Source organism: Polaromonas sp. JS666 (genome assembly GCF_900103405.1).
Taxonomy (GTDB): domain Bacteria; phylum Pseudomonadota; class Gammaproteobacteria; order Burkholderiales; family Burkholderiaceae_C; genus Polaromonas.
This window is the reverse complement of the sequence record NZ_FNHX01000016.1, coordinates 15323-35140: the sequence shown is the minus strand read 5'-3', so window position 1 is coordinate 35140 and position 19818 is coordinate 15323. Positions and strand designations below refer to the sequence as shown.

22 protein-coding genes are annotated in these 19818 nt (G+C 66.0%); 12 read left to right on the top strand and 10 right to left on the bottom strand.

The window, feature by feature from the left end:
• Positions 1-50: 50 nt before the first annotated feature.
• Complete coding sequence (locus tag BLQ85_RS22880) at positions 51-392, top strand: hypothetical protein (protein WP_074580268.1); 342 nt, start codon at positions 51-53, stop codon at positions 390-392.
• 32 nt (positions 393-424) lie between these two features.
• On the opposite strand, the gene BLQ85_RS22875 is transcribed toward BLQ85_RS22880, so the two are convergent.
• Both BLQ85_RS22875 and BLQ85_RS22870 read right to left on the bottom strand, forming a co-directional pair.
• Positions 425-1318, bottom strand: coding sequence for a hypothetical protein (locus tag BLQ85_RS22875; protein ID WP_175456182.1), 894 nt, complete (start codon positions 1316-1318; stop codon positions 425-427).
• 57 nt (positions 1319-1375) lie between these two features.
• Complete coding sequence (locus tag BLQ85_RS22870; RefSeq protein ID WP_074580266.1) at positions 1376-2227, bottom strand: AraC family transcriptional regulator; 852 nt, start codon at positions 2225-2227, stop codon at positions 1376-1378.
• A gap of 170 nt (positions 2228-2397) precedes the next feature.
• Here BLQ85_RS22870 and BLQ85_RS22865 point away from each other — a divergent pair, with 170 nt between their 5' ends.
• Entirely contained in the window at positions 2398-2946 is a 549-nt protein-coding gene (locus BLQ85_RS22865; protein ID WP_074580265.1) for a carboxymuconolactone decarboxylase family protein, read from the top strand.
• A 10-nt stretch (positions 2947-2956) separates the two neighbouring features.
• Here BLQ85_RS22865 and BLQ85_RS22860 read toward each other — a convergent pair whose 3' ends face one another.
• Positions 2957-3889, bottom strand: a complete 933-nt coding sequence (locus BLQ85_RS22860; protein WP_074580264.1) for a LysR family transcriptional regulator — start codon at positions 3887-3889, stop codon at positions 2957-2959.
• Between the two features lie 135 nt (positions 3890-4024).
• Here BLQ85_RS22860 and BLQ85_RS22855 point away from each other — a divergent pair, with 135 nt between their 5' ends.
• The gene (locus BLQ85_RS22855) at positions 4025-5035 is read left to right on the top strand and encodes an aldo/keto reductase (protein WP_074580263.1); all 1011 of its coding nucleotides are present in this window, start codon (positions 4025-4027) and stop codon (positions 5033-5035) included.
• A gap of 83 nt (positions 5036-5118) precedes the next feature.
• On the opposite strand, the gene BLQ85_RS22850 is transcribed toward BLQ85_RS22855, so the two are convergent.
• Positions 5119-6303 carry an NAD(P)/FAD-dependent oxidoreductase gene (locus BLQ85_RS22850; RefSeq protein WP_074580262.1) on the bottom strand — a complete coding sequence of 395 codons (1185 nt, stop codon included), beginning with the start codon at positions 6301-6303 and terminating at the stop codon, positions 5119-5121.
• Between the two features lie 214 nt (positions 6304-6517).
• Here BLQ85_RS22850 and BLQ85_RS22845 point away from each other — a divergent pair, with 214 nt between their 5' ends.
• Complete coding sequence (locus BLQ85_RS22845; protein WP_074580261.1) at positions 6518-7018, top strand: hypothetical protein; 501 nt, start codon at positions 6518-6520, stop codon at positions 7016-7018.
• 71 nt (positions 7019-7089) lie between these two features.
• On the opposite strand, the gene BLQ85_RS22840 is transcribed toward BLQ85_RS22845, so the two are convergent.
• Entirely contained in the window at positions 7090-9840 is a 2751-nt protein-coding gene (locus BLQ85_RS22840; RefSeq protein ID WP_254806507.1) for a polysaccharide deacetylase family protein, read from the bottom strand.
• Positions 9841-10000: 160 nt separating this feature from the next.
• Positions 10001-10912 carry a LysR family transcriptional regulator gene (locus BLQ85_RS22835; RefSeq protein ID WP_074580260.1) on the bottom strand — a complete coding sequence of 304 codons (912 nt, stop codon included), beginning with the start codon at positions 10910-10912 and terminating at the stop codon, positions 10001-10003.
• Between the two features lie 106 nt (positions 10913-11018).
• Here BLQ85_RS22835 and BLQ85_RS22830 point away from each other — a divergent pair, with 106 nt between their 5' ends.
• The 5 genes from BLQ85_RS22830 (at position 11019) to BLQ85_RS22810 (ending at position 14610) form a co-directional block, all read left to right on the top strand.
• The gene (locus BLQ85_RS22830) at positions 11019-11492 is read left to right on the top strand and encodes an ester cyclase (protein ID WP_074580259.1); all 474 of its coding nucleotides are present in this window, start codon (positions 11019-11021) and stop codon (positions 11490-11492) included.
• Positions 11489-12412: an NADP-dependent oxidoreductase gene (locus BLQ85_RS22825; protein ID WP_074580258.1), complete on the top strand. Its 924-nt coding sequence runs from the start codon at positions 11489-11491 to the stop codon at positions 12410-12412. Before BLQ85_RS22830 ends, BLQ85_RS22825 begins: the two co-directional genes overlap by 4 nt.
• A 33-nt stretch (positions 12413-12445) precedes the next feature.
• On the top strand, positions 12446-12916 hold the full coding sequence (locus BLQ85_RS22820) for an ester cyclase (protein ID WP_074580257.1): 471 nt from the start codon (positions 12446-12448) through the stop codon (positions 12914-12916).
• 56 nt (positions 12917-12972) lie between these two features.
• Positions 12973-13836 (top strand): AraC family transcriptional regulator, encoded by an 864-nt coding sequence (locus tag BLQ85_RS22815; protein ID WP_074580256.1) that lies wholly within the window; start codon positions 12973-12975, stop codon positions 13834-13836.
• A 72-nt stretch (positions 13837-13908) separates the two neighbouring features.
• Positions 13909-14610 (top strand): B3/B4 domain-containing protein, encoded by a 702-nt coding sequence (locus BLQ85_RS22810; protein WP_074580255.1) that lies wholly within the window; start codon positions 13909-13911, stop codon positions 14608-14610.
• 9 nt (positions 14611-14619) lie between these two features.
• Here BLQ85_RS22810 and BLQ85_RS22805 read toward each other — a convergent pair whose 3' ends face one another.
• The gene (locus tag BLQ85_RS22805; RefSeq protein WP_074580254.1) at positions 14620-15219 is read right to left on the bottom strand and encodes a DUF1439 domain-containing protein; all 600 of its coding nucleotides are present in this window, start codon (positions 15217-15219) and stop codon (positions 14620-14622) included.
• 75 nt (positions 15220-15294) lie between these two features.
• On the bottom strand, positions 15295-15546 hold the full coding sequence (locus tag BLQ85_RS22800; protein ID WP_074580253.1) for a hypothetical protein: 252 nt from the start codon (positions 15544-15546) through the stop codon (positions 15295-15297).
• A gap of 168 nt (positions 15547-15714) precedes the next feature.
• Between BLQ85_RS22800 and BLQ85_RS22795 the strand changes: the two genes are divergently transcribed.
• From BLQ85_RS22795 to BLQ85_RS22785, 3 genes are all read left to right on the top strand, one after another.
• Entirely contained in the window at positions 15715-16152 is a 438-nt protein-coding gene (locus tag BLQ85_RS22795) for a universal stress protein (protein WP_074580252.1), read from the top strand.
• Between the two features lie 89 nt (positions 16153-16241).
• Positions 16242-16655 carry a MerR family transcriptional regulator gene (locus tag BLQ85_RS22790; RefSeq protein WP_074580251.1) on the top strand — a complete coding sequence of 138 codons (414 nt, stop codon included), beginning with the start codon at positions 16242-16244 and terminating at the stop codon, positions 16653-16655.
• A 44-nt stretch (positions 16656-16699) separates the two neighbouring features.
• Positions 16700-17698: an aldo/keto reductase gene (locus tag BLQ85_RS22785; protein ID WP_217631845.1), complete on the top strand. Its 999-nt coding sequence runs from the start codon at positions 16700-16702 to the stop codon at positions 17696-17698.
• A gap of 118 nt (positions 17699-17816) precedes the next feature.
• Here the strand turns inward: BLQ85_RS22785 and BLQ85_RS22780 are convergent, their stop codons facing one another.
• Together BLQ85_RS22780 and BLQ85_RS22775 are read right to left on the bottom strand one after the other, a co-directional pair.
• Positions 17817-19112 carry a sensor histidine kinase gene (locus BLQ85_RS22780; protein ID WP_074580250.1) on the bottom strand — a complete coding sequence of 432 codons (1296 nt, stop codon included), beginning with the start codon at positions 19110-19112 and terminating at the stop codon, positions 17817-17819.
• Positions 19102-19809 (bottom strand): response regulator transcription factor, encoded by a 708-nt coding sequence (locus BLQ85_RS22775; protein WP_083336964.1) that lies wholly within the window; start codon positions 19807-19809, stop codon positions 19102-19104. The genes BLQ85_RS22780 and BLQ85_RS22775 overlap by 11 nt, the downstream gene beginning before the upstream one ends.
• Between the last annotated feature and the right edge of the window lie 9 nt (positions 19810-19818).

The window sequence follows — 19818 nt, the reverse complement described above, 5'->3', positions numbered from 1 at the left end:
GGCGCAAGCCGCACCCCGCCCCTCACTCAAATCTCTTCAGAAAGCACACCATGAACCCCGCTCTCATCGTGGCCTTGGCCCGCACGCTGATGGCCCTGGCCTTCATAGGCCCCGGTGCCTCACATTTCCTCGATTCGGCAAAGCAGCGCAACTACGTGGGCGCCGCCATCGGCGCGATCGAGGTCGCCGCCGGCCTGGCGCTCGCCTTCGGCTGGCAGCTGCGCTGGTTCGCGCTGGCCGCCGCGACCTTTTTGCTGGCCGACGCTTTCATCGCCCACAACTTCTGGGCAGCCACGCCGCAAGCGCTGCGCAACCAGGTCCTGCATTTCTTCAAGAACCTCGCGCTGGCCGGTAGTTTTGTGCTGCTGGCCTTGGTGCCGCGCGGTCATTGAAAATCCCCGGGGCGAGGCTTTGCGCTGTATGTTTAATACGGCGCCATCAACTTTTCAGGTTGCATGGGATTGAGGTCATGGAGCATCTTCTCGTCCTTCAGGCCGATGGTATTCACCCGGCCTGAATGGATGCGGCCTTCCGCGGCCCACAACAGGCGGTCACCGTCCATTTCGGCCCACTCCCAGGCCTTTTTGATAACTGTCTCTTCTGTTCTGGTGTTGAACAGTTCGTGCGTGTCGTAGTAGACGCCTCTTCCGACCGGATGGTGAGCGCTTGCGTGCGCATTCTTTCGAAGCACCCAGTGGCCGTTGATGCGTTTCTCGAACCGGGTGACGTGGCCGCCCGCTCCATCGGGAGCGACGTAGAGCATTTTCCAGCCGTCGCGCTGCAACCGGACGTAATAGACGCCGAGGCACTCGCCGCCATAGTGCTCATGCCATGGGTACTCCAGAGTGCGCTTCAAGCGGTGATCTTCTACTTGTAGTTCGTGCCCGTAGCCGTCGTTCAGCCAGTATTCGGAGGGCGAGCGAAACAGTCCGCCCCCGTGCCAGCAGTCGCCCTTGGCGAAAATTGAGACGGCTTTGAGGTACGGCGCGCGCGATATCGCGGTCCACGAACCTTTGACGCTGGAAGACCAGCGGCCATTCATCGCAAAGTAGATCATGTGCTTGCCGTCAGGCGACAGGTCGGAGCGCCGTTCGTAAATGCGGCCATACAACCACTGGCCGACCTGGAACTTGTCGGACTTTCTGTCCCAGCCGATGACCGAGGTATAGCGTGTCGGCCCCCGCCGGATGATCACCGCCTTCGATGAATCCCGCGCAAGCAAAACATGGAGCCTGGGCGGCACGGTGTGTTGGTGCGCCGTCCTGCCGGGTACAGTCGCCGCAGCCGGTTCAGCGCTTGGATCAGGTGGTAGGGACATGGTTACCGATGTTAGCGGCTGGAGTTTGCGCCGCAGACTGGCAACGGGCCAGCGGAACTACGCTGCCTTGGCCCAGTCACGCGGCGAGACCCCCGTCTTCTGTACGAACAGGCGCGACAGCGCCGAAGCATTCGCATAACCGAGCCGCGCGGCAATGGCTTTGAGGGACTGGCCGCCGCGCAGCTCGGCCTGGGCAATCGCCAGCCGCCAGGTCGCCAGGTAGTCCGCCGGCGTCTGCCCGACTTTCTGCTTGAACAGCAGCGCGAAGGCGCTGCGCGACATGCCGGCGGCTTGCGCCAGCCGCTCCAGGCTCCAGGCCTCACCGGGCTTTTCATGCACCGCGACCAGCGCGCGCGCCAGGCGCGGTTCGGCCAGGCCCGCCAGCAAGCCCTCGGGCGCGCCGCCTTCGGGTGGGTGGTCCAGCAGCCAGCGAAGCAACTGCAGCAGCAGCACCTCGAACAGCCGGTCGGCCAGCAGGCGCTGGCCGCAGCGCACCTGCTCGGTTTCGGCAAACAGCAGCGCCAGCGTGTGCTCCAGCCCTTGCACGCGCGCCAGCGGCAGCACCACCAGCGCCGGCAGGGCACGCGCCAGCGGGTGGCCGGCGCCGCCGTCAAAGGCCAGCGTCGCGCAAGTGAAGTCGGCGCCTTCCACCGGCGCATTGTGAAAGTCGTGCGCCAAAGGCCTTGGGTAAAACACCAGGCTGGGTTCGTTCACCTCCACGCGGCACGGCGCACCTGTGCCCGCGCGGTGCGTCACCACCATGGTCCCGCGCCGCATCACATGCAAAAACCCCAGCCCGGCTTCGGGCGTGAAGTGTGTGACGCCGCACAGCGGCCCGTTGTGGAACAGATGGGCCCGCACGCGAAAGCGCTCCATCAGCGCGGAAAGCCGGTCCAGTCCTGGGTTCATGGGGAAGTGTGGGGTTGAGGGCGTGCCTGGACGATAAGGATGATTTGATGGATGAATTGATCCAATCAGTCCAGATTGTCGCGGGAAACTGCATCCCGTGCAGCCAGTGGCGTCTAGCCCACCGCACGAAATGTTCAGCCCTTCACTTCCAACTTTTCAAGGACTCCACCATGTCACGCATCCCATTGATAGACCGCAGCGCCACCAGCGCAGACCGCAAAGCCCTGCTCGACCAGGTCCAGCAGGCTTTCGGCGCCACGCCCAATATGTTCAAGGCCGTTGCCAATTCGCCGGCCGCGCTCCAAAGCATGTGGGGCTTCTTCGGCGCCCTGGGCGGCGGCAGCATTGGCGCCAAACTCGGCGAGCAGATTGCCGTTGCGGTCGCCGACCGCAATGACTGCGAGTACTGCCTGGCCGCCCACACCGCGCTGGGCCGCAAGGCCGGCGTCAGCGCCGAGGGCATGGCCGCCGCGCAGCGCGGCGAATCCGCCGACCCGGCCACCGCCGCGGCGCTCGCGTTTGCGCTCAAGCTCGTGAACGAACGCGGCAATGTCTCCGAAGCCGACGTGCAGGCCATTCGCAAGGCCGGCTTCAGCGATGAGCAGGTGGTCGAGATCCTCGCGCATGTGGCGCTCAACCTCTTCACCAATTACGTCAATGTGGCGTTTGCGGTGCCGGTCGATTTCGCCCCCGTCAAGCTGAGCCGCGCGGCCGCCTGAGGCCGCGCCGCTACTGCGGGTACAGCTTCGCGCCCGCCGCGAACTCCGCCTTGAAGACCTCGGCCACCCAGTCGGCAAAGGCCCTGACCTTGGCCGTCAGGTGGCGGTTGCGCGGGTACATCACCACCATGGGCAGGTCTTCGGGCTGCCAGTCGGGCAGCACGCGCACCAGCGCACCGCTCTCCAGCAGCGCGCAGGTGCGCCGCGTCAGCGGCGGCTGCGCCAGGCCCAGGCCGGCCAGCACCGCGCCCATATGGCTGTCGGCGTCGTTGCAGGTCACCCAGTGCGGGCGGTTGATTTGCCGCAGCTCGCCGTTCTTTGAAAACTCGAATGGAAATATCTTGCCGGTCTTGGCAGAGTGGAAGTTCACAAAGCGGTGCTGCTCCAGGTCTTCCAGGGTTTTCGGCGTGCCGTACTGCGCCAGGTAGGAAGGCGCGGCGCAGGTCACCACCTTGAGCCGGCCCAGCGGCCGAGCGACCAGGGTCTCGTCGTGCAGCAGGCCGCCGCGAATCACGCAGTCCACGCCCTCGGCCACCAGGTCTACCGGCCTGTCGCTGCTGCCCAGCTCCAGCACCATGTCCGGGTAGCGCTTGAAGAATTCCGGCAGCGCCGGCGAGACCACATGCCGGCCCACGGCGGCCGGCACATCCACGCGCAGCCGCCCGGCCGGCGTGGCCACAGAGCGGCGCAGCGCGCCCTCGAGCTCGCCCATGTCCTGCAGCATGGCCAGCGCGCGCTGGTGGTACAGCGCGCCGTCGTCCGTCAGGCTCAGCCGCCGCGTGGTGCGGTTCAGCAGCCGCACGCCCAGGTGGGCTTCCAGTTCCTGCACCGTCGTCGTCACGCGCGCCTTGGGCATGTGCAGGGCCGTGGCCGCCGCGGTAAAGCTGCCCAGCTCGACCACGCGGTTAAACACTTCCATCGCTTTGTAGCGGTCAACACTCATGAAATCAGCCTTATTGTTCTTGAATCAGGTAACAGTTATTTAAGTGATTGGCAGTTTATTCCTGTAATTGAAATCAATACAGTCCTTCTACCCAAGCATCCATGCACTGACTCCAAATTCACCGAAAGGCTCCCCATGAACACCACCACCCTTGCCCAAACCCGTCTGGGCGCCAAAGGCCCGCAATCCGTCTCCGCCATAGGCCTGGGCGCCATGGGCATGTCCGCCATGTATGGCGCGGCCGACGAAGCGCAAAGCATCGCGACCATCCACGCGGCGCTCGACGCCGGCATCAACCTCATAGACACCGGCGACTTCTACGGCATGGGCCATAACGAGATGTTGCTGGGCCGCGCGCTCAAGGGCCGGCGCGACGAGGCACTGGTCTCCGTCAAGTTCGGCGCGCTGCGCGACCCCAGCGCCGGCTGGATAGGCATGGACGGCCGGCCCGCCGCCGTCAAAAACTTCCTGGCCCACAGCCTACAGCGCCTGGGCACCGACCACATCGACATCTACCGCATCGCGCGGCTGGACCCGAACGTGCCGATTGAAGACACGATTGGCGCCATCGCCGACATGGTCAAAGCCGGTTTTGTGCGCCACATAGGCCTGAGCGAAGTCGGTGTCGACACCATCCAGAAAGCCCACGCCGTGCACCCGATCACGGACTTGCAGATCGAGTACTCGCTGATCAGCCGCGGGCCCGAGGCCGACATCTTTCCCGTGCTCAGGCAGCTGGGCATAAGCGTGACGGCCTACGGTGTGCTCTCACGCGGCCTGCTGTCGGGCTCCAAACCCACGGGGCCGAATGACTTCCGCGCCCACCTGCCGCGCTTTACCGGCGACAACGCCGCCAAAAACCAGCAACTCGTCGACGTGCTGCAGCAACTCGCCGCCGGCCTGGGTGCCACGGCCTCGCAGGTCGCGATTGCCTGGGTGCTCGCGCGCGGCAAGGCCCTGGGCGTGGACATGGTGGCGCTGGTCGGCTCGCGCACCTTGAAGCAGCTGGGTGAATCGCTGGGTGCGCTCAAGCTCACGCTGGGCAGCGAAGACCTCCAGCGCATTGAAGCCGCGCTGCCGGCCGATGCGGTGGCAGGCACGCGGTATGGGGCTGAGCAGATGGCGCATTTGGACAGCGAAAAGTAAAGCGCAAGCAAATACGGCTCAAAAAATGAGCCGTATTTTCGGAAATGCGGCTCAAAACGCGCTTTTTCTCCCTTGCCCGCTGCCTAAATCACATTCTTCTCAACCAGGGCCTCACCGCTCACCAGCCGCTCGGCCGCCAGCGGCGACAAATCCAGGCTGGTGTAAGCCCCCTCGCAAATCCATTCCGCCAGGCCCCGCCCCACGGCCGGCGACTGCTGCAGGCCGTGGCCGCTAAAGCCATTGGCCAGCAGCAAATTCGGCAGCAGCGGGTGCGGTCCCAGCAGCGCGTTGTGGTCCAGCGTGTTGTATTCGTAATAACCGGCCCAGGCGCGCTGCAGGCGCAGCGCCTCAAAACCCGGCACGCGGTGCGCCAGCGTCAGCCAGGCCTGGTCGAAGAGTTCGTGGTCCACGTCCAGCGGTGCATCGTTGTCGTCCTTGTCCTCAGCGGGCGGCAGGCCGCAGATCCAGATCTCGCCCTCGGGCCGGAACCACAGGCCGCTGCTATCTATCACCAGCGGGCAGCCCGGCGTCTTCGCGGGGCTGGCAAACGCGTAGACGCAGCGCCTGCGCCCGTACACCGGCAGGTCCAGCCCGGTGTTTGCCATCAGCGGCCGCGCCCAGGCGCCCGCAGCGTTCACCGCCCAGTCGCAAGGCAGCTGCGCGCCGCCCTGCAAGCTCACCGCCGTCACACGGCCGGCGCTGTGCACAAAGCCCGTGGCCTCGGCCTTCACATATTGCACGCCCAGGCTGCGCGCCTTTTGTTTAAAGGCCATCAGCAGGCCGTAGCCGTCAAACCAGCCCTCGCCCGCCAGGCCCAAAGAGCCCAGCGCGAGGTCGTCCACATTCAGCCACGGAAAGCGCTGCCGCAATTGCGCGGGCTCCAGCAGCGCGACTTCCACGCCCATGGCGCGCTGCGTTGCATGGTTCTCGCGCAAGGTGGCCGCGCCGGCATCGGTTGCCAGATAAAGATAGCCGCGCTCGGCCAAACCGATTTCGGGCACGCTGCCGTCAACGGCCAGGTGCTGGTGGATGTGGCGAAGAAACTTTATGCCGAACTGCGAGACCGCGATGTTCACCGGCTGCGAGAACTGCTGGCGTATCGAGCTGGCCGATAGCGCCGATGAAGCCTGCGCATAGGTCGGGTCGCGCTCTATCACCGTGACCTCACCGGCAAAGCGCGGGTGGCTTGCGAGGAAGTAGGCGATCGCGCTGCCGATCACGCCGCCGCCCGCGATGACGATTTTTTGGGGAGTTGTTGTATTGCGCATGCCGTCTGTTCTTGTCCTGCAGTCTCGATGCGCCACATCCTACATGGCAGGCAAGCAAGGCGCGTGTTTGTCGCCGCACAGCGACAAAGGATGTAAAGCGCCCGCCGCAAATGCAAGCTTGTGTGTCCCGGGTCAACAAGGCCGCGTGCACGCCGTTGAACACGAGGCTACGTGCTATCAACGTTTCAACCTTCCATATCCAAAGGACTCTCTCATGAACAAACTGCTCGCTACCCTGATCGCCACCCTGTTCGTTGGCATCGCTTCCGCACAAACTCCCGCACCCACTGCACCTGCCGCTTCGGCTGCTACCAAAGCTGAAGTCAAGGCGGACGCCAAGGCCGACAAAGCCGTTGCCGGCGCCGTGAAGAGCGAAGCCAAGGTCGATGCCAAGGCAGATGCCAAAGTCGCCAAGGCCGAAGCCGCAGCCGCCGCAAAAACCGCCAAGGCCGATGCCAAGGCTGCCAAGGTGAAAGCCAAGGCCGAAGCCAAAGCTTCCAAGGCCGACGCTGACGACCAGGCCAAGGCCAACGCCAAGGCTGAAAAGACCGGCATCAAGGCCGACGCCAAGGCCGCTTCCACCAAGATCGATGCCAACGCCAAGGTCGACTCGCTGAAAGTGGAAACCGGCGCCGACAAGGCCAAGGCCAAGCTCGACACCAACGCCACCAAGGCCGAAGCCAAGACCGACGTGAAAGCCGCCGCAAGCAAGTAAGCAAGCGCGCAAAAAAAGGGGCAGCTGTTTCAGCTGCCCCTTTTTTGTTTTTCCGCCTGGTCTGCCGCGGCTCAGCCCTTTTCCAGCTCCTGCTTCGCATGGCCCGCGCCCGGTCCCGTGGGCGCGAGCTCCAGGTAGGCGCGAAAGGCCTTCTTGGCCTTCTCGCCGTCGCCCGCCTTCGCATGGGCATCGCCGAGGTTCAGGTAGGCAATCGCGCGTGAAGGGTCCATCTTCACCGTGTTCTCAAACCAGCGCGCCGCTTCCTTGAACTTGTCCTGCTTGAAGTAGACAAAGCCCAGGTTGTTCGCGGCCAGCGCGAAATCCGGGCGCAGCTTCAGCGCTTCGGTGAATTGGGCTTCCGCCTCGGCATAATTTTTTTCCTTGTAGAGCTGCAGGCCGCGGTCGTTGGCGCGCTGCGCGAGCTGGCGCGCCGAGCTCGGCACGGCCAGCGGCGTGACGATCTTCTGCTCGCCGCCCTGCAAATCCTTGACCACCACGGTGGCCGACACCGGCAGCGCGGCGGGGCTGTCGGCAGCGGCAGGCGCGGCCGCAGTCGCCGGCACCGGCGGCCGTGTCGCATCGAGCTTGCTGTTCAGCGCAATCGCGTCCACCGACAGCTGGCCGGTCTGCGCGCTCAAAAACTCCGCCTCCACCGGCAGCGCGAACACAAAGTCGCCGCCTTCCGAACCCGGCAGGCTGCCGAAGGCCGGCGTCTGGCGCGACACAGCCGACACCGCCGGCGCCACGTACGCGGCCAGCTCGGTCGCGGTGATCAGGCCGTCGCCGTTGAGGTCGGCCTTGCCGGCCATGGCCTGCAGCAGCGTCCAGGTAAACACCGAATGCCCGTTGGGCCCGCCGTCGGCCACCAGCTGGTCGGCGCCGCCGGCAGTCAGCATCTGCCGGCCCAGGCGCTTGGCGTTGTCCCGCAAAAAGTTGCCGCTGCCCGCGCCGCGCGTCAGCCCCAGGCCGCTGTAGCAGGCGTCCATCACAAACAGCACATGTTTGGCCGTCACACTTTCGGCGATGTTCTGCAGCTCTGTCATGGGCACCGCGTCGGTCGCGAGCTTGTTCGGGTCCGAATCGGCCGGGATGATGTAGCCCAGGTCGCGGCCCGATGTCAGCTGGCGCGTCGCGCCGTGGCCCGCGAAGAACACAAACAGCCTGTCGTTCTTTTTCATGCCGCTGCGCGCCAGCTTGTCGTTAAAGGCCGCGAGTATGCCGGCGCGTGTCGCTTCCCGGTTTTCCAGCGATAGCACATGCTCGGCGCTGAAACCAAAGCGCTGCACCAGCGTCTCGCGGATCGCCCGCGCGTCGCGCACCGCATACTGCAGCTTGGGCCAGTGGGCATAGTCATCAATGCCGATCACGACGGCCCATGAATCGCTGTAACCCGGGTTGGCCGCCACCGGGGCCGGCGCCGCCGCCGCGCCCTTGGCGATGCTGAAACCGCTGCCATCCCAGTTCGCGAACTGGTAGCCCTCGGCCACCAGCCGATCCAGGATGGCCGGCAGGGCTTTGACCGTGCGCTCGTGGATGTCGTGGAACAGGATGATGCCGCGGCCTTCCTTCTCCACCGTGCGCAGCACGCGCTCCACAATCGAGCTGGGCACCGGGTCGGCCCAGTCCAGCGAATCGATGTTCCACATCACCGAGCGCAGCTGCGCGCCCGACAGCAGGTCCAGGCCCTCGTCATTGCGCGCGCCATACGGAAAACGAAACAGCGGCGAACGCCGCGCATCCACCGCCTTGAGCAGCTCGTCGGTGCCCAGCACTTCCGACTTGAGCCCATCGCCCTTGAGTTTGGAAAGCTGCGCATGCGTCATGCTGTGGTTGGCCAGCGTGTGGCCCGCCTCCAGCAGCTTGCGGCTTACCTCGGCACGCGGGCCGAGTTTGGTCTTGCCGTCGGCCGCCACCGTGCCCAGGTTGCTGCCCACCTGGAAGAAGATGGCCGGCGCGCCGTACTGCTTGAGGATGGCCGCGATCTCCGCCGTGTATACACCGTGCGGGCCGTCGTCAAAGGTCAGCACCACCGTCTTGGGCGGCAGGCTGTAGCCGAAGACCTCGCCCTCTTCCTCGCCCTTGGCCTTGCGCGTCGGCGCCTTGGGCGCCGGGTAGGGCATCACCACGCCGAAGTCTTTCAGAATCTGCGCGCGCGTGTACAGCTTCTTGAGGCTGGCCACATAGTCTTCCCAGCGCTCGCGTTTCAAGTCGATCGCGCGCGGCTCAAAGCGGCCGAACACCAGGCGGATTTCTTTTTCGTAAGTGCGCTCTATTTCCTGCAGCGCGTCCAGGTCCTCGCCTATGCGCTTGTGCAGCTTGATGGCCGGCAGCGAGGAATCCGCCGCCACCGCGGCCTGCAGGCTGCGCAGCAGCTCGCGAAAGGCCAGGCGGTCCGCGTCGAACAGGGATTTGTCGCTCTCGATGTAGTCCAGCAGCCCGGCCATCGCGTCAAAGCGCTGCGCATTCCCCGAGGCCGCCAGCGCCGCCATCTGCGCCTCCAGCGCGGCCACACGCTCGCGGTTTTCATGGAACAGGCCCTGGCCCACCTGGTTGGCCATGGCGCGCTCGTTCGTGCCCAGACTTTTTTCATCGGCAAACAGCACAATGATTTTGCGGTAGCCGGCCAGCACCTCCTGCATGCCTGAAAGAATCTTGCTGGTGTCCGGCGGCGCGGTCACTGCAGTCGCCACGGCCGCCGCTGTCGCCTTGTCCTGCTTGCCGCGCCAGGCCCGGCTGTCCACGCTGATCAGCACGGCCGTCGCCACCGCCAGCAGCAGCACGGCCCCCGCGGCCCCCAGGGCCAGTTTGGTGTTTCTTTTCATCATGGTTCTTGTGTTGTGGCCGGCCCGGCCGCCCGGGTCCTGCTTCACTTGCCCTCCGGCGCACCGCAGGCCTGGCCTGTGGCGGTGCGCCCCCTCTGCGGTGGATCATAGCTTTGCGCCGCGGGCCGCCGGCCCTTCCCCGGCAGGGGAAGGCGCAAGGCTACAAGGACTTCGCCAGCGACTCGATCAATGCCCTGAGCCAGGCCTGGGCCGGGTTGGTTTCGCTGCGCCTGTGCCAGATAAGGTCGAACTGCACTTGCGGCAGCGCGACGGGCGGCGGAAACAGCACCAGCATGCGCCGGGCCGGTGAATGCAGGGCCACCCGCTTCATGACGGTAGCGGTCATCCGGGTCTGGGCGACCACCGCCGGCACCGCGAACATCTGCGGCAGGCTCAGCGCCAGCTTGCGGCGCTTGCCGAGCTGCGCGAGCGCTTCGTCCACCAGGCCGTGGCGGTCGCCTTCGGGCGAGGCCAGCACATGCGGCAGCGACAAAAAGGTTTTCAGGCTCATGCCGCGCCGCGCATCAGGATGGTCGCGGCGCACGATGGTGACGAAGTCGTCGTGCAGGATGGGGCGGGTCAGTATCCGGCTTTCCGCCTGCGTGGGCGGCACGCCGACCGCCGCGTCGATCAAACCGGCGTCGAGCAGGTCGACCGCGCTGTCCCGGCTGCTGAAACTGCGCACGCTCAGCGAGATGCCCGGCGCCTTCTTCTCCAGCGCATTCAACAGCGCGGGCAGCAGCACAAAGGCCGGATAGTCCGACAGGCCCAGGGTGAAATCCATGGCCACCTGGGCCGGCTCGAACTCGGGCTTTTTCACCAGCGCCGCCTCCAGCCGCCGCAGCGCATCCGACACGGGCCCGGCGAGGTCCCTGGCGCGCGGCGTGGGCAGCAGGCCTTCGGCGCTGCGCAAGAACAAGGGGTCTTCAAACAGCGTGCGCAGGCGCGACAGCGCGGCGCTCATCGCCGGCTGGCTCACGCCCATGCGCACTGCGGCGCGGGTCACGTTGCGCTCCTCCACCAGCGCATCAAAGGCCGCCAGCAGGTTCAGGTCTATCCCATGAAAATCCATAAATCAAATACTCATTTATACAGATCATTTGTTGGACAGATGGTAGCGCGATGCCCAGAATTCCGCCATTGCTTCACTACTTCACTGTCACACAAGGATCACCCTCATGAGCCATTCAAACCCCGGCAACCCCAGCGCGCAGGAGCAGGCGCGGCGCGAGGCCATAGACCTGCTGTACCGCGCGTTCAGCGACCAGAACCCCGACCTCCTGGATGCCGCCGTTACCGCTGACTGGGACGACATCCCCCTGGCGCCCGGCCAGGGCCCCGGGCCCGAAGGCCTCAAGCCCATCATTCGCGGCTTTATCGAAGCGCTGCCCGACGTGCGTATCACGGCCCATGATGTGTTGATGGACCAGGGCCGCGCCGCGGTGCGCGCCGAGATCACGGGCACCCACCTGGGGCCTCTCTTCGGCATTGCGGCCACCGGCAAGAAGGTCAGCTTTCGCATCCATGAGTTTCACGAATTCGAGGGCGAGCGCATCAAGCGGACCTGGCATATGGAGGACTGGTTCGGCCTGTTCCAGCAGCTAGGCGCTTTTCCGGCACTCGGTAACCAGGCCGGCGAGGGCACTGCATGAAAGCGCTGCGTATCCACGAATTCGGCAATCCCAGCCTGGCCGTGCTTGAAGACCTCGCGCCGGCCGAACCGGGCCCGGGCCAGGTGTCCCTGCGCATAGAAGCCGCCAGCGTGAACCCGCTGGACCTCAAGATGCTGGCCGGCCATATGCGCCAGGTGTTTCCGGTGAGCCTGCCCTACACGCTGGGCACCGACCTGGCCGGCGTGGTCCTGCAGGCAGGCCCCGGCGTGGCCCGGTTCCAGCCCGGCGACCGCGTGGTGGGCCGCCTGGAGCCTACCGCCGGCGGTGCGTTCGCGCAGGCGGCCGTTGTCCCCGAGCAAGCCCTGAGTCTCATGCCGGCCGACATGAGTTTCGAGCAGGCCGCCGCATTGCCGACGGCCGCGGGCACGGCCTGGCTGGCCCTGTTCGGCGCCGGCAAGCTGCAAGCCGGGCAGCGCGTGCTGGTCCATGCGGCAGCGGGCGGTGTCGGCAGCTTTGCCGTGCAGTTCGCCAGGCAGGCCGGGGCGCATGTTGTCGCCACCGCCTCGGCGCGCAACCTGGGCCTGGCCGAGGAACTGGGCGCCCACGAGGTGATTGACTACCAGCGCCAGGACTTCGCCGGCTTGCTGCGCGGGGTGGATTTGGTCCTCGACACGGTGGGCGGCGACACGCTCGAGCGTTCATGGCAGGTGCTCGCGCCCCGGGGCGCGGTGGTCAGCACCGTCGACTTCGCCGTCAAGCCTCGCGGCAGCCAAGCGGGCGCCTTTGTGTTCTTCCAGCACGATGCCGAGGCCCTGTCCGGCATTCTGGAAAGCTTCAAGGCCAAGCAGTTGCAGATCGTGCTGGACACCATCCATCCGCTCGACGATGCACGCGCCGCCCTGGAGCAGGTGGCGGGCGGCCATGCCCGCGGCAAGGTCATCGTGCGGGCATCGCACTGAACGGCTTGTTCACCCACAACACGGAGTCCACACATGAAAAAAACACTCACCGCCCTCGCCCTGGCAAGCGGCCTGGCCGGCACGGCCCAGGCCGCCGACCGCGATGTGGTGCAGGCGCTCTACAGCGAGGTGCTGAGCGCCACCACCAGCCCCGACCTCTCGGCACGCATGGACAAGGTGCTCTCGCCCGGTTGGCAAAGCATTGGCGACTACGCGAGCCCGGTGAAGACGCGCGACCAGTTCCTCGCGCAACTGCAGCGGGTGGGGTCCGCCCTCCCCAACCTGAGCTGGAAGGTCGAGGAAATCCTGCAGGCCGGCAATCGTTTTGTGGTTCGCGGCCGTGCCACGGCGACGCCTGTCGCGCCCTTCATGGGGGCACCCTTCACGGGCCGCGGCTTCGAGATCATGGCCATCGACATCCACACCGTCGAGGACAACAAAATCGTGCTGAGCTACCACGTGGAAGACTGGCACGGGGCGCTTGAGCAGCTGCAGCGGCGCTGAAGCCGCGGCCGCGCAAGGCATGGCGCACCGGCCCGGCGGGTGGCATCATCCACTCCATGCCCGCCCCGCCCCCGCACCAATGCCGCGTCCTGGCCACGCCCTGGGACGGCGTCTACGGCACACACATCGACAGCGCGCGCCACTACCGCCGCCATTCGCATGCCGTGTTTGGCGTGGGCTGGCTGCAGCAAGGCGCGCAAACCTCGGCCAGCGGCCGCGGGCAGGTGGAGGCTTATGCGGGCGACATCCTGATGTGCAACCCCGGCGAGGTGCATGACGGCCAGCCGCTGGGCGGCCCTTCGCGGCGCTGGCGCATGCTGTACCTGGAGCCCGCCGCCATGGCCGCCGCGATAGGCGCGCCTGACGCGGCCGCGATAGAGCTGACCCGCCCCGTCGCCCAGGACGCGCGGCTCAGGCTGGCGCTGGAGCAGCTGCTGCAGCGCCTGCAGCAATGGAGCGGCGGCAGGGCGAGCGACTCTGCGCTCGCCTGCGAAGAGTCGCTGGCGCGCGTCTGCGAACGGCTCACGCAGCGCCACATCCTGGCCGCGCAACGCCCCGCCAAACCCATCACGGCCGTCACCGCCATCAACCCGCACATCCACCAGGTGCGCGAGCGCATCGCCGCCGAGCTGCTCGCGCCGCCCACGCTGGCCGAGATGGCGCGCATGGCGGGCCTGAGCCGCTTCCAGCTGCTGCGGCATTTTGAAAAAGCCTTTGGCCTCACGCCCCATGCCTGGCTGCTGCAGCAGCGCGCAGAACGCGCGCGCGGCCTGATACGCGGCGGCACCGGCCTGGCCCAGGCGGCCGCCGCCTGCGGCTTTGCCGACCAGAGCCATATGACGCGCCTCTTCACACGCCAGTTTGGCTTCACGCCCGGCGCCTGGCAGCAGGCCACGGCGCGCACGGCCGACCTGCAATAACGTTCAAGACGCCGGCCCGGCGCCGGGGCAGACTGCGCGGTGTTTCACCCCTGGATTCATGGAGCGCCACGCATGTTCTTTCGCCATTCAGATGCCCTCTGGGCCGACTACCCCAACCTGGTGCCCGGCGTGCTGCACGCCGGCGGCATCAGCGCGAATGTGGACGTGGCTTCGCAAGTCGCCCGCTTTAACGCCATCGCGCAAGCCCGGCTGGCCGCCGGCCCCGAAAGCGAGTTTCCGGAAGTGCAGGCCTGGCGGCGCGTGTTTTCCAGCATGGGCCTCAAGCCCACGCAATACCGCTGCGCCTCCGAGTCGCTGCTGCGGCGCTTTCGCAAGGAGAGCGCCCTGCCTCCGCTGCATCCGCTGGTGGATTTGTGCAACGCTATCTCGCTGGCCTTCGCGATCCCGATTGCCGTGTTTGACATCGCGAAGGTGTCACAGCAGCTTGAAGTGCGCTACGCCACGGGCGCCGAGAACTACCAGACTTTTGGCGGGGAGATGGAGCACCCGGAACCAGGCGAGGTGATCTTCGCCGACGCCACCGAACCAGTCCCCAAGGCCCATGCGCGCCGCTGGACGAATCGGCAAAGCGGCCTGTCCGCCGTCAGCGCGGGCACACGCACCGTGCTCATCGTGGCCGAAGCCTTGCACGCCTCGGCGGCCGAAGATGTGGCGCGCTTGCTCAACACCCTGGCGCAGGAGCTGGCGGCCGCCTGGCCCGCGGAGCCCAGGATTCAGTTGTTGAGCCGGGCTTCGCCGCGCTTTGAGTTTTAAAAACGGGACTCAGCTCACGGGCTTGTTCACAAACGCTATTACCAGCCCCCTGGCCGTCACCGTGATGCTGCCCGGCTGCACGCCCATGCTGTCGGGCAGCGCCAGGTCTTGCGGTTTGAGGGTGTGCAGCACCGCGCCCTGCAGCGCCTGCTCGGCCAGCTGCGGCCCGTAGCTGGCCAGCAGCATGGAGACCTCCGGCGGCACACCCTCGAATTGCAGCGTGTTCACGCGCAGCTCGTGCGCGCGTATGGTCATGTCGCTGGCCTCATAACGCAGCGCGAAGTCCAGGTCAAAAGTACCGGGGTAGGCGCGCCGCAGCGCCGGGCCGCCGGCTTCGACGGCCATCACCGCGCCCAGCCGGTTCTGCTCGGGCATCATGCGCAACTGCGGCGCCTGCACCGTGATGTCCAGGATGCCGTTGGCGCGCTTGCGCAGTGGAAAACGTTTGGCAACTGCGTCTTGCAGCTGCGCCGTCGTCACCGTGTAGCTGGGCTGGGCCTGCGCGCCAGGCAAGGCGAACCAGGCCGCGCCGCCTATCGCCAGGCGTGTGGAGGCGGCCAGCAGGCGGCGCCGTTGCGGGGAATGTTGTGGAGACTGTGCTTTCATCATCGCTTCGATGATGCGGTCCGCCCAGGGGTTCCCGCGTCAGCCAATGCCTGGCCCCGCCGGAAGGCAAATACCTGTTTACCGCCCCACCACAGACCAGCCGGCCTTCTGGTTGGTCTTGTCGTTCTCGTATTCCCAGGCCGTGCCGCAGCGGTCGCATTTGTAGCGCGTGATGGTGATCAGGCCATGGCGGCGCGTTTCGTGGCGCGGGTCGCCCTGTACCAGCTCCGGGTGGCCGGGCGCCTTGCGCCAATGGCGCTGTATGCCCGCGCAGGAATCGCAAAGCTCCATCTTCTTGAGTTCCTGTGCGCGCTGGGGGTCTTGGGTCATGGGCTGCTTTGTGGGGTCGGGAAAAATCGGGGCTGGGTTCCGATTGTCGCCTGTGTGTTTCCCCGCCGCCAGCGCGGCGACCCTTCTGGCGCAGGGGCGATCATTTGACCGGCTCCGGGCGCGGGCCTATTCTGGAATCGCCCAGTCACTTCATTCGGGAGACACATCATGTACAAACGAATTTTGCTGGCTTACGACGGTTCCGAACCCGGCCAGAAAGCCCTGCTGGACTGCCGCGAGATCGCGCAGTGGAGCGGCGCCTCCCTGACGCTGGTCGCCGTGATGTCCTTGCAGCGGCGGGTGGTCGCCGCCGAAGGCGTCATCTACGAACAAAGCATCATCGAGGAAGACAAGGCCAGGTACCAGGGCGTCCTCAACGACGGCCTGCGCCGGCTCATCGAAGCCGGCCATGAGGCCCAGGGCGAAGTGCTCTACGGCGAAACCGTCGATGAAATCGTCAACTACGCCAAACAGATGGACGCCGACCTGATCGTCGTCGGCCACAAACACCTCGAAGGCTGGGCCGCCCGCTGGTGGCGCGGCTCGGTCTCCAAATCACTGATCGCGCATGCGCCCTGCAGTGTGCTGGTGGTGATCACGCGCTGAACAAACGCAAGGCGGTGCCACACCGCCAGCAGGGTTTTATGCGGGGACCCGCTTGACTTCGAGCGCGCTCGAAGTCTTACAGTCCCCTCATGACTGCCGCACTCCCCACTGTTTCCCTGACCATCGCCGAAGCCGCCCAGGCCTCGGGCCTGAGCGCCTACACCCTGCGCTATTACGAGCAGATAGGCCTGATCGCCCCCATAGACAGGCGCAGCGGCGCGCGCCGCTACAACGATGCCGACATGCGCTGGCTGGACTTTCTGGTGCGGCTGCGCGCCACCGGCATGTCCATGCGCGACATGCAGCGTTATGCCCAGCTGCTACGCATAGGCAATACCTCCGCCGCCAGCACGGCCGAACGCCAGGCCCTGCTGGAGGCCCACGCCGAACGCCTCGAGGCCGAAATCCGCACCCAGCGCGAAACCCTGGCCTATATACGCAAAAAAATCCGCCTCTATGAAGAGATGCGCACCGAAGCCAAGCCTGCCAAAAAACGCGCCTGAACCCCATAACCCTATCCACTCAACCCACTCAAAGGACACACACCATGATCAAAACCCGTACCCTGGGCCGAAACGGCCCGCAAGTTTCCGCCATCGGCCTGGGCTGCATGGGCATGAGCGAGTTTTATGCGAACCGCGACGACACCGAATCCATCGCCACCCTTCACCATGCGCTGGACAAAGGCCTGAACTTCCTCGACACCTCCGACATCTACGGCCCGCACACCAACGAGCTACTGATAGGCAAGGCCATCGCCGGCCGCCGCAAGGATGTGTTCATCGCCACCAAGTTCGGCATCACCCGCGACCCGGCCAATGACGCGGTGCGCGGCGTCAACGGCCGGCCCGAGTACGTCAAAGCCGCCTGCGAGGCCAGCCTCAAACGCCTCGGCATTGAGCAGATAGACCTTTACTACCAGCACCGCGTCGACAAAACCGTGCCGATTGAAGAGACAGTGGGCGCCATGGCCGAGCTGGTGAAGGCCGGCAAGGTGCGCTACCTGGGCTTGTCCGAAGCCTCGGCCGCCACCCTCACACGCGCCTGCAAGGTCCACCCGATAGCCGCGCTGCAAAGCGAGTATTCGCTGTGGACACGCGACCCCGAGGCCACAGGCACCCTGGCCGCCTGCCGCGAAAACGGCGTGGCCTTTGTCGCCTACTCGCCGCTGGGCCGCGGCTTCCTCACGGGCGCCTTCAGCAAGCCTGAAGACCTGCCCGCCGACGACTACCGTCGCAAGTTCTCGCCGCGCTTTGCCGAAGAAAACTTCAAGCGCAACCTCGCCCTCGTCGACGCCGTCAAAAGCCTGGCCGCGGCCAAGGGCGTCACCGCCTCGCAAGTCGCACTCGCCTGGGTGCTGGCCCAGGGCGAAGACATCATCCCCATTCCTGGTACCAAACGCCGCAGCTATCTGGACCAGAACATCGCCGCGCTCGATGTGAAGCTGAGTGGCGCCGAACTGGCCGAGCTGGACAAGGCTTTCCCGCCCGATGCCGCCGCCGGTTTGCGCTATCCGGCGTCGTTTTTGGGTTTGGTCAACGTCTGAACCACCTTCACCAGCAGGGGCCGCGGAACTGGCTTTGCCAGGCCGCAGGCGCCTGTCCCCTGCAAGGGGAAAGGGCACTACACGAAGTGAGTGCCAATAGGGGTGTTCCTACAGCCCGCTAGAAGCGGATATCCACCACCGAGCCTTTGCTCACCGCCGATGAAATGGCCAGCGACCATTTGAAGCGCTCGCAAATCCGCTTCGTCAAAAACAGCCCCAACCCCCGGCCGCCGCCGGGCTTCATGGAGGTTTGCAAGGCCGCGCTGTAGCTGCGCGCGGCCTCCACCGCGTCGAAGCCTTCGCCGGAGTCGCTCACCCGCAGCCTTTGCGGCGTGAGGCTGACCGTGACGTCCCCCTTCTGGGTGCTCTCGGCCGCGTTCCGCAAAAGGTTGGCAATGACGATCCTGACCATCGCTTCCGGCGCGTTGACCGAAAGGCTCACGCACTCCACCAGCACAAAGCGCGCGGGCTTGAAGGCCAGCAGGTGTTCATGGTCCTGCATCAGCTCCTGCAGTAGCAGGTCGACCCGGGTGCTTTCCATCCTCGCGTTGCCATCCGGCTCGCGCGACAGGTACAGCAGCGCGCCCATGGTTTCGGTCAGGTTGTCGACCGTGCCGCGAATCCGCTCCAGCGGGCCTTTCGCCTGTGCGGGCAGCGTTTGCCGGGCCAGCACGTCCACCGCGCCGCTGATCACCGCGACCGGGGTGCGGAACTCATGGCTGGCCTGGTCCAGCAGGCTGCGTTCCCGCTCGATAAAGCGCTCCACCCTTTCCAGGTGGCGATTGACCTGCACCGCGATGTCGTGCAGCTCCGCCTGCGGGTAGTCGACCGACAGCCGCTGCGAGGGCTGCTCCGGGTCCAGGGCCTCCATGCGCTGCGCCAGCGCCCTGGCCGGCTTGCGCAGGCTGCCGTGAAGCCACAGCAGCGTTGCGCCCACCAGCGCCAGGTTGACCAGCACAAAGATCAAGCCCCCGACGCCGACCTTGTTCTGCAGCTGCTCGATGTCGGTCATGTCGATGACGGTGACCACGCGGCCGTCCGCGACCGGCGTCACCAGGGCCGCGTAGTCGTGCTCGTCAAACCGGTCCAGGTCCTGTTCGCTGTAGAACCCGGCGGGCAGCGTGGCCAGGTAGGGCGGCATGTCGGCGGGCAAGGCCGTGCCGTTCCTGACGTGCCATCCTTTGTAGGCCCCCTGCGTCGGCAAGGAGACGGGCGCGCTGCCCGTGTGGCCCGTGCTGCCGGCTATGTAATGCTGGGTGGTCGAGCGCAGTATCTGCTCCCACACCGGGTGGGTGATCATCACCTGGCCGAAGCCCACCGAGACGGTGACGCCCACGGCCAGCAGCACACCGAACGCGACAAACAGCGCGCTGATGCGCCAGTGCAGGTCGAACAGGCGTGTTTTATTCGCCATCCTGCACCCGTATGCTGTAGCCCTGCCCGAACACGGTGTGCAGGATTTTGCGGTCCCCCTCGCCGTCGACTTCCTTTCGCAGCAAGTGCATGTGCGACCTCAGGATGTCCTTGTCCAGGGTCCGCTCGCCCCAGATCTGCGCTTCGAGGTGTTCGCGGCTCACGATATGCGGCGAGCGGCGCATCAAGACCTCCAGTATCTGCCGCCGTATCGGCGACAGCGACAGCTCGCGGTCTCCCCGGGTGATCACCAGCGACTGCAGGTTAAAGCGCAGGTCGCCGGCTTGCAGCACCTGCCCCGGGGCCTGCGCCGCATGGCTGCGCGTCACCAGCACCCGCAGCCGCATCTCAAGTTCGGGCAGCGCGACCGGCTTGACAAGGTAGTCGTCGGCCCCGGCTTCAAAGCCCTGCAGCTTGCTGTCCAGCTGGTCTTTCGCCGTCAGCATGATCACCGGCGTCCTCGACTTGAGTTCGTCCCGCAGCTGCGTCAGCATGGCCAGGCCGTCCATGCGCGGCATCATCCAGTCCAGCACGATCGCGTCGTAGTGGTTCGCCCGCACCATGCCCAGGCCCGACCTGCCGTCGGGCGCGGCGTCGGGCTTGTGGCCGCAGGCTTCCAGGTAGTCGTAGATGTTCGCCGCCATCGGCGCGTTGTCCTCAACGATCAGGATGCTGAGCGGGCCTTCAATCATCTCCATCTCGGTCCT

Coding starts and splice junctions, on each gene's coding strand:
- BLQ85_RS22835 (WP_074580260.1), bottom strand. CDS start 10,912: ATGGATTTTCATGGGATAGACCTGAACCTGCTGGCGGCCTTTGATGCG.
- BLQ85_RS22805 (WP_074580254.1), bottom strand. CDS start 15,219: ATGATGAAAGCACAGTCTCCACAACATTCCCCGCAACGGCGCCGCCTG.
- BLQ85_RS22800 (WP_074580253.1), bottom strand. CDS start 15,546: ATGACCCAAGACCCCCAGCGCGCACAGGAACTCAAGAAGATGGAGCTT.
- BLQ85_RS22865 (WP_074580265.1), top strand. CDS start 2,398: ATGTCACGCATCCCATTGATAGACCGCAGCGCCACCAGCGCAGACCGC.
- BLQ85_RS22870 (WP_074580266.1), bottom strand. CDS start 2,227: ATGAACCCAGGACTGGACCGGCTTTCCGCGCTGATGGAGCGCTTTCGC.
- BLQ85_RS22780 (WP_074580250.1), bottom strand. CDS start 19,112: ATGGCGAATAAAACACGCCTGTTCGACCTGCACTGGCGCATCAGCGCG.
- BLQ85_RS22855 (WP_074580263.1), top strand. CDS start 4,025: ATGAACACCACCACCCTTGCCCAAACCCGTCTGGGCGCCAAAGGCCCG.
- BLQ85_RS22820 (WP_074580257.1), top strand. CDS start 12,446: ATGAAAAAAACACTCACCGCCCTCGCCCTGGCAAGCGGCCTGGCCGGC.
- BLQ85_RS22830 (WP_074580259.1), top strand. CDS start 11,019: ATGAGCCATTCAAACCCCGGCAACCCCAGCGCGCAGGAGCAGGCGCGG.
- BLQ85_RS22875 (WP_175456182.1), bottom strand. CDS start 1,318: ATGTCCCTACCACCTGATCCAAGCGCTGAACCGGCTGCGGCGACTGTA.
- BLQ85_RS22790 (WP_074580251.1), top strand. CDS start 16,242: ATGACTGCCGCACTCCCCACTGTTTCCCTGACCATCGCCGAAGCCGCC.
- BLQ85_RS22825 (WP_074580258.1), top strand. CDS start 11,489: ATGAAAGCGCTGCGTATCCACGAATTCGGCAATCCCAGCCTGGCCGTG.
- BLQ85_RS22845 (WP_074580261.1), top strand. CDS start 6,518: ATGAACAAACTGCTCGCTACCCTGATCGCCACCCTGTTCGTTGGCATC.
- BLQ85_RS22850 (WP_074580262.1), bottom strand. CDS start 6,303: ATGCGCAATACAACAACTCCCCAAAAAATCGTCATCGCGGGCGGCGGC.
- BLQ85_RS22860 (WP_074580264.1), bottom strand. CDS start 3,889: ATGAGTGTTGACCGCTACAAAGCGATGGAAGTGTTTAACCGCGTGGTC.
- BLQ85_RS22880 (WP_074580268.1), top strand. CDS start 51: ATGAACCCCGCTCTCATCGTGGCCTTGGCCCGCACGCTGATGGCCCTG.
- BLQ85_RS22785 (WP_217631845.1), top strand. CDS start 16,700: ATGATCAAAACCCGTACCCTGGGCCGAAACGGCCCGCAAGTTTCCGCC.
- BLQ85_RS22840 (WP_254806507.1), bottom strand. CDS start 9,840: ATGAAAAGAAACACCAAACTGGCCCTGGGGGCCGCGGGGGCCGTGCTG.
- BLQ85_RS22775 (WP_083336964.1), bottom strand. CDS start 19,809: ATGGAGATGATTGAAGGCCCGCTCAGCATCCTGATCGTTGAGGACAAC.
- BLQ85_RS22810 (WP_074580255.1), top strand. CDS start 13,909: ATGTTCTTTCGCCATTCAGATGCCCTCTGGGCCGACTACCCCAACCTG.
- BLQ85_RS22795 (WP_074580252.1), top strand. CDS start 15,715: ATGTACAAACGAATTTTGCTGGCTTACGACGGTTCCGAACCCGGCCAG.
- BLQ85_RS22815 (WP_074580256.1), top strand. CDS start 12,973: ATGCCCGCCCCGCCCCCGCACCAATGCCGCGTCCTGGCCACGCCCTGG.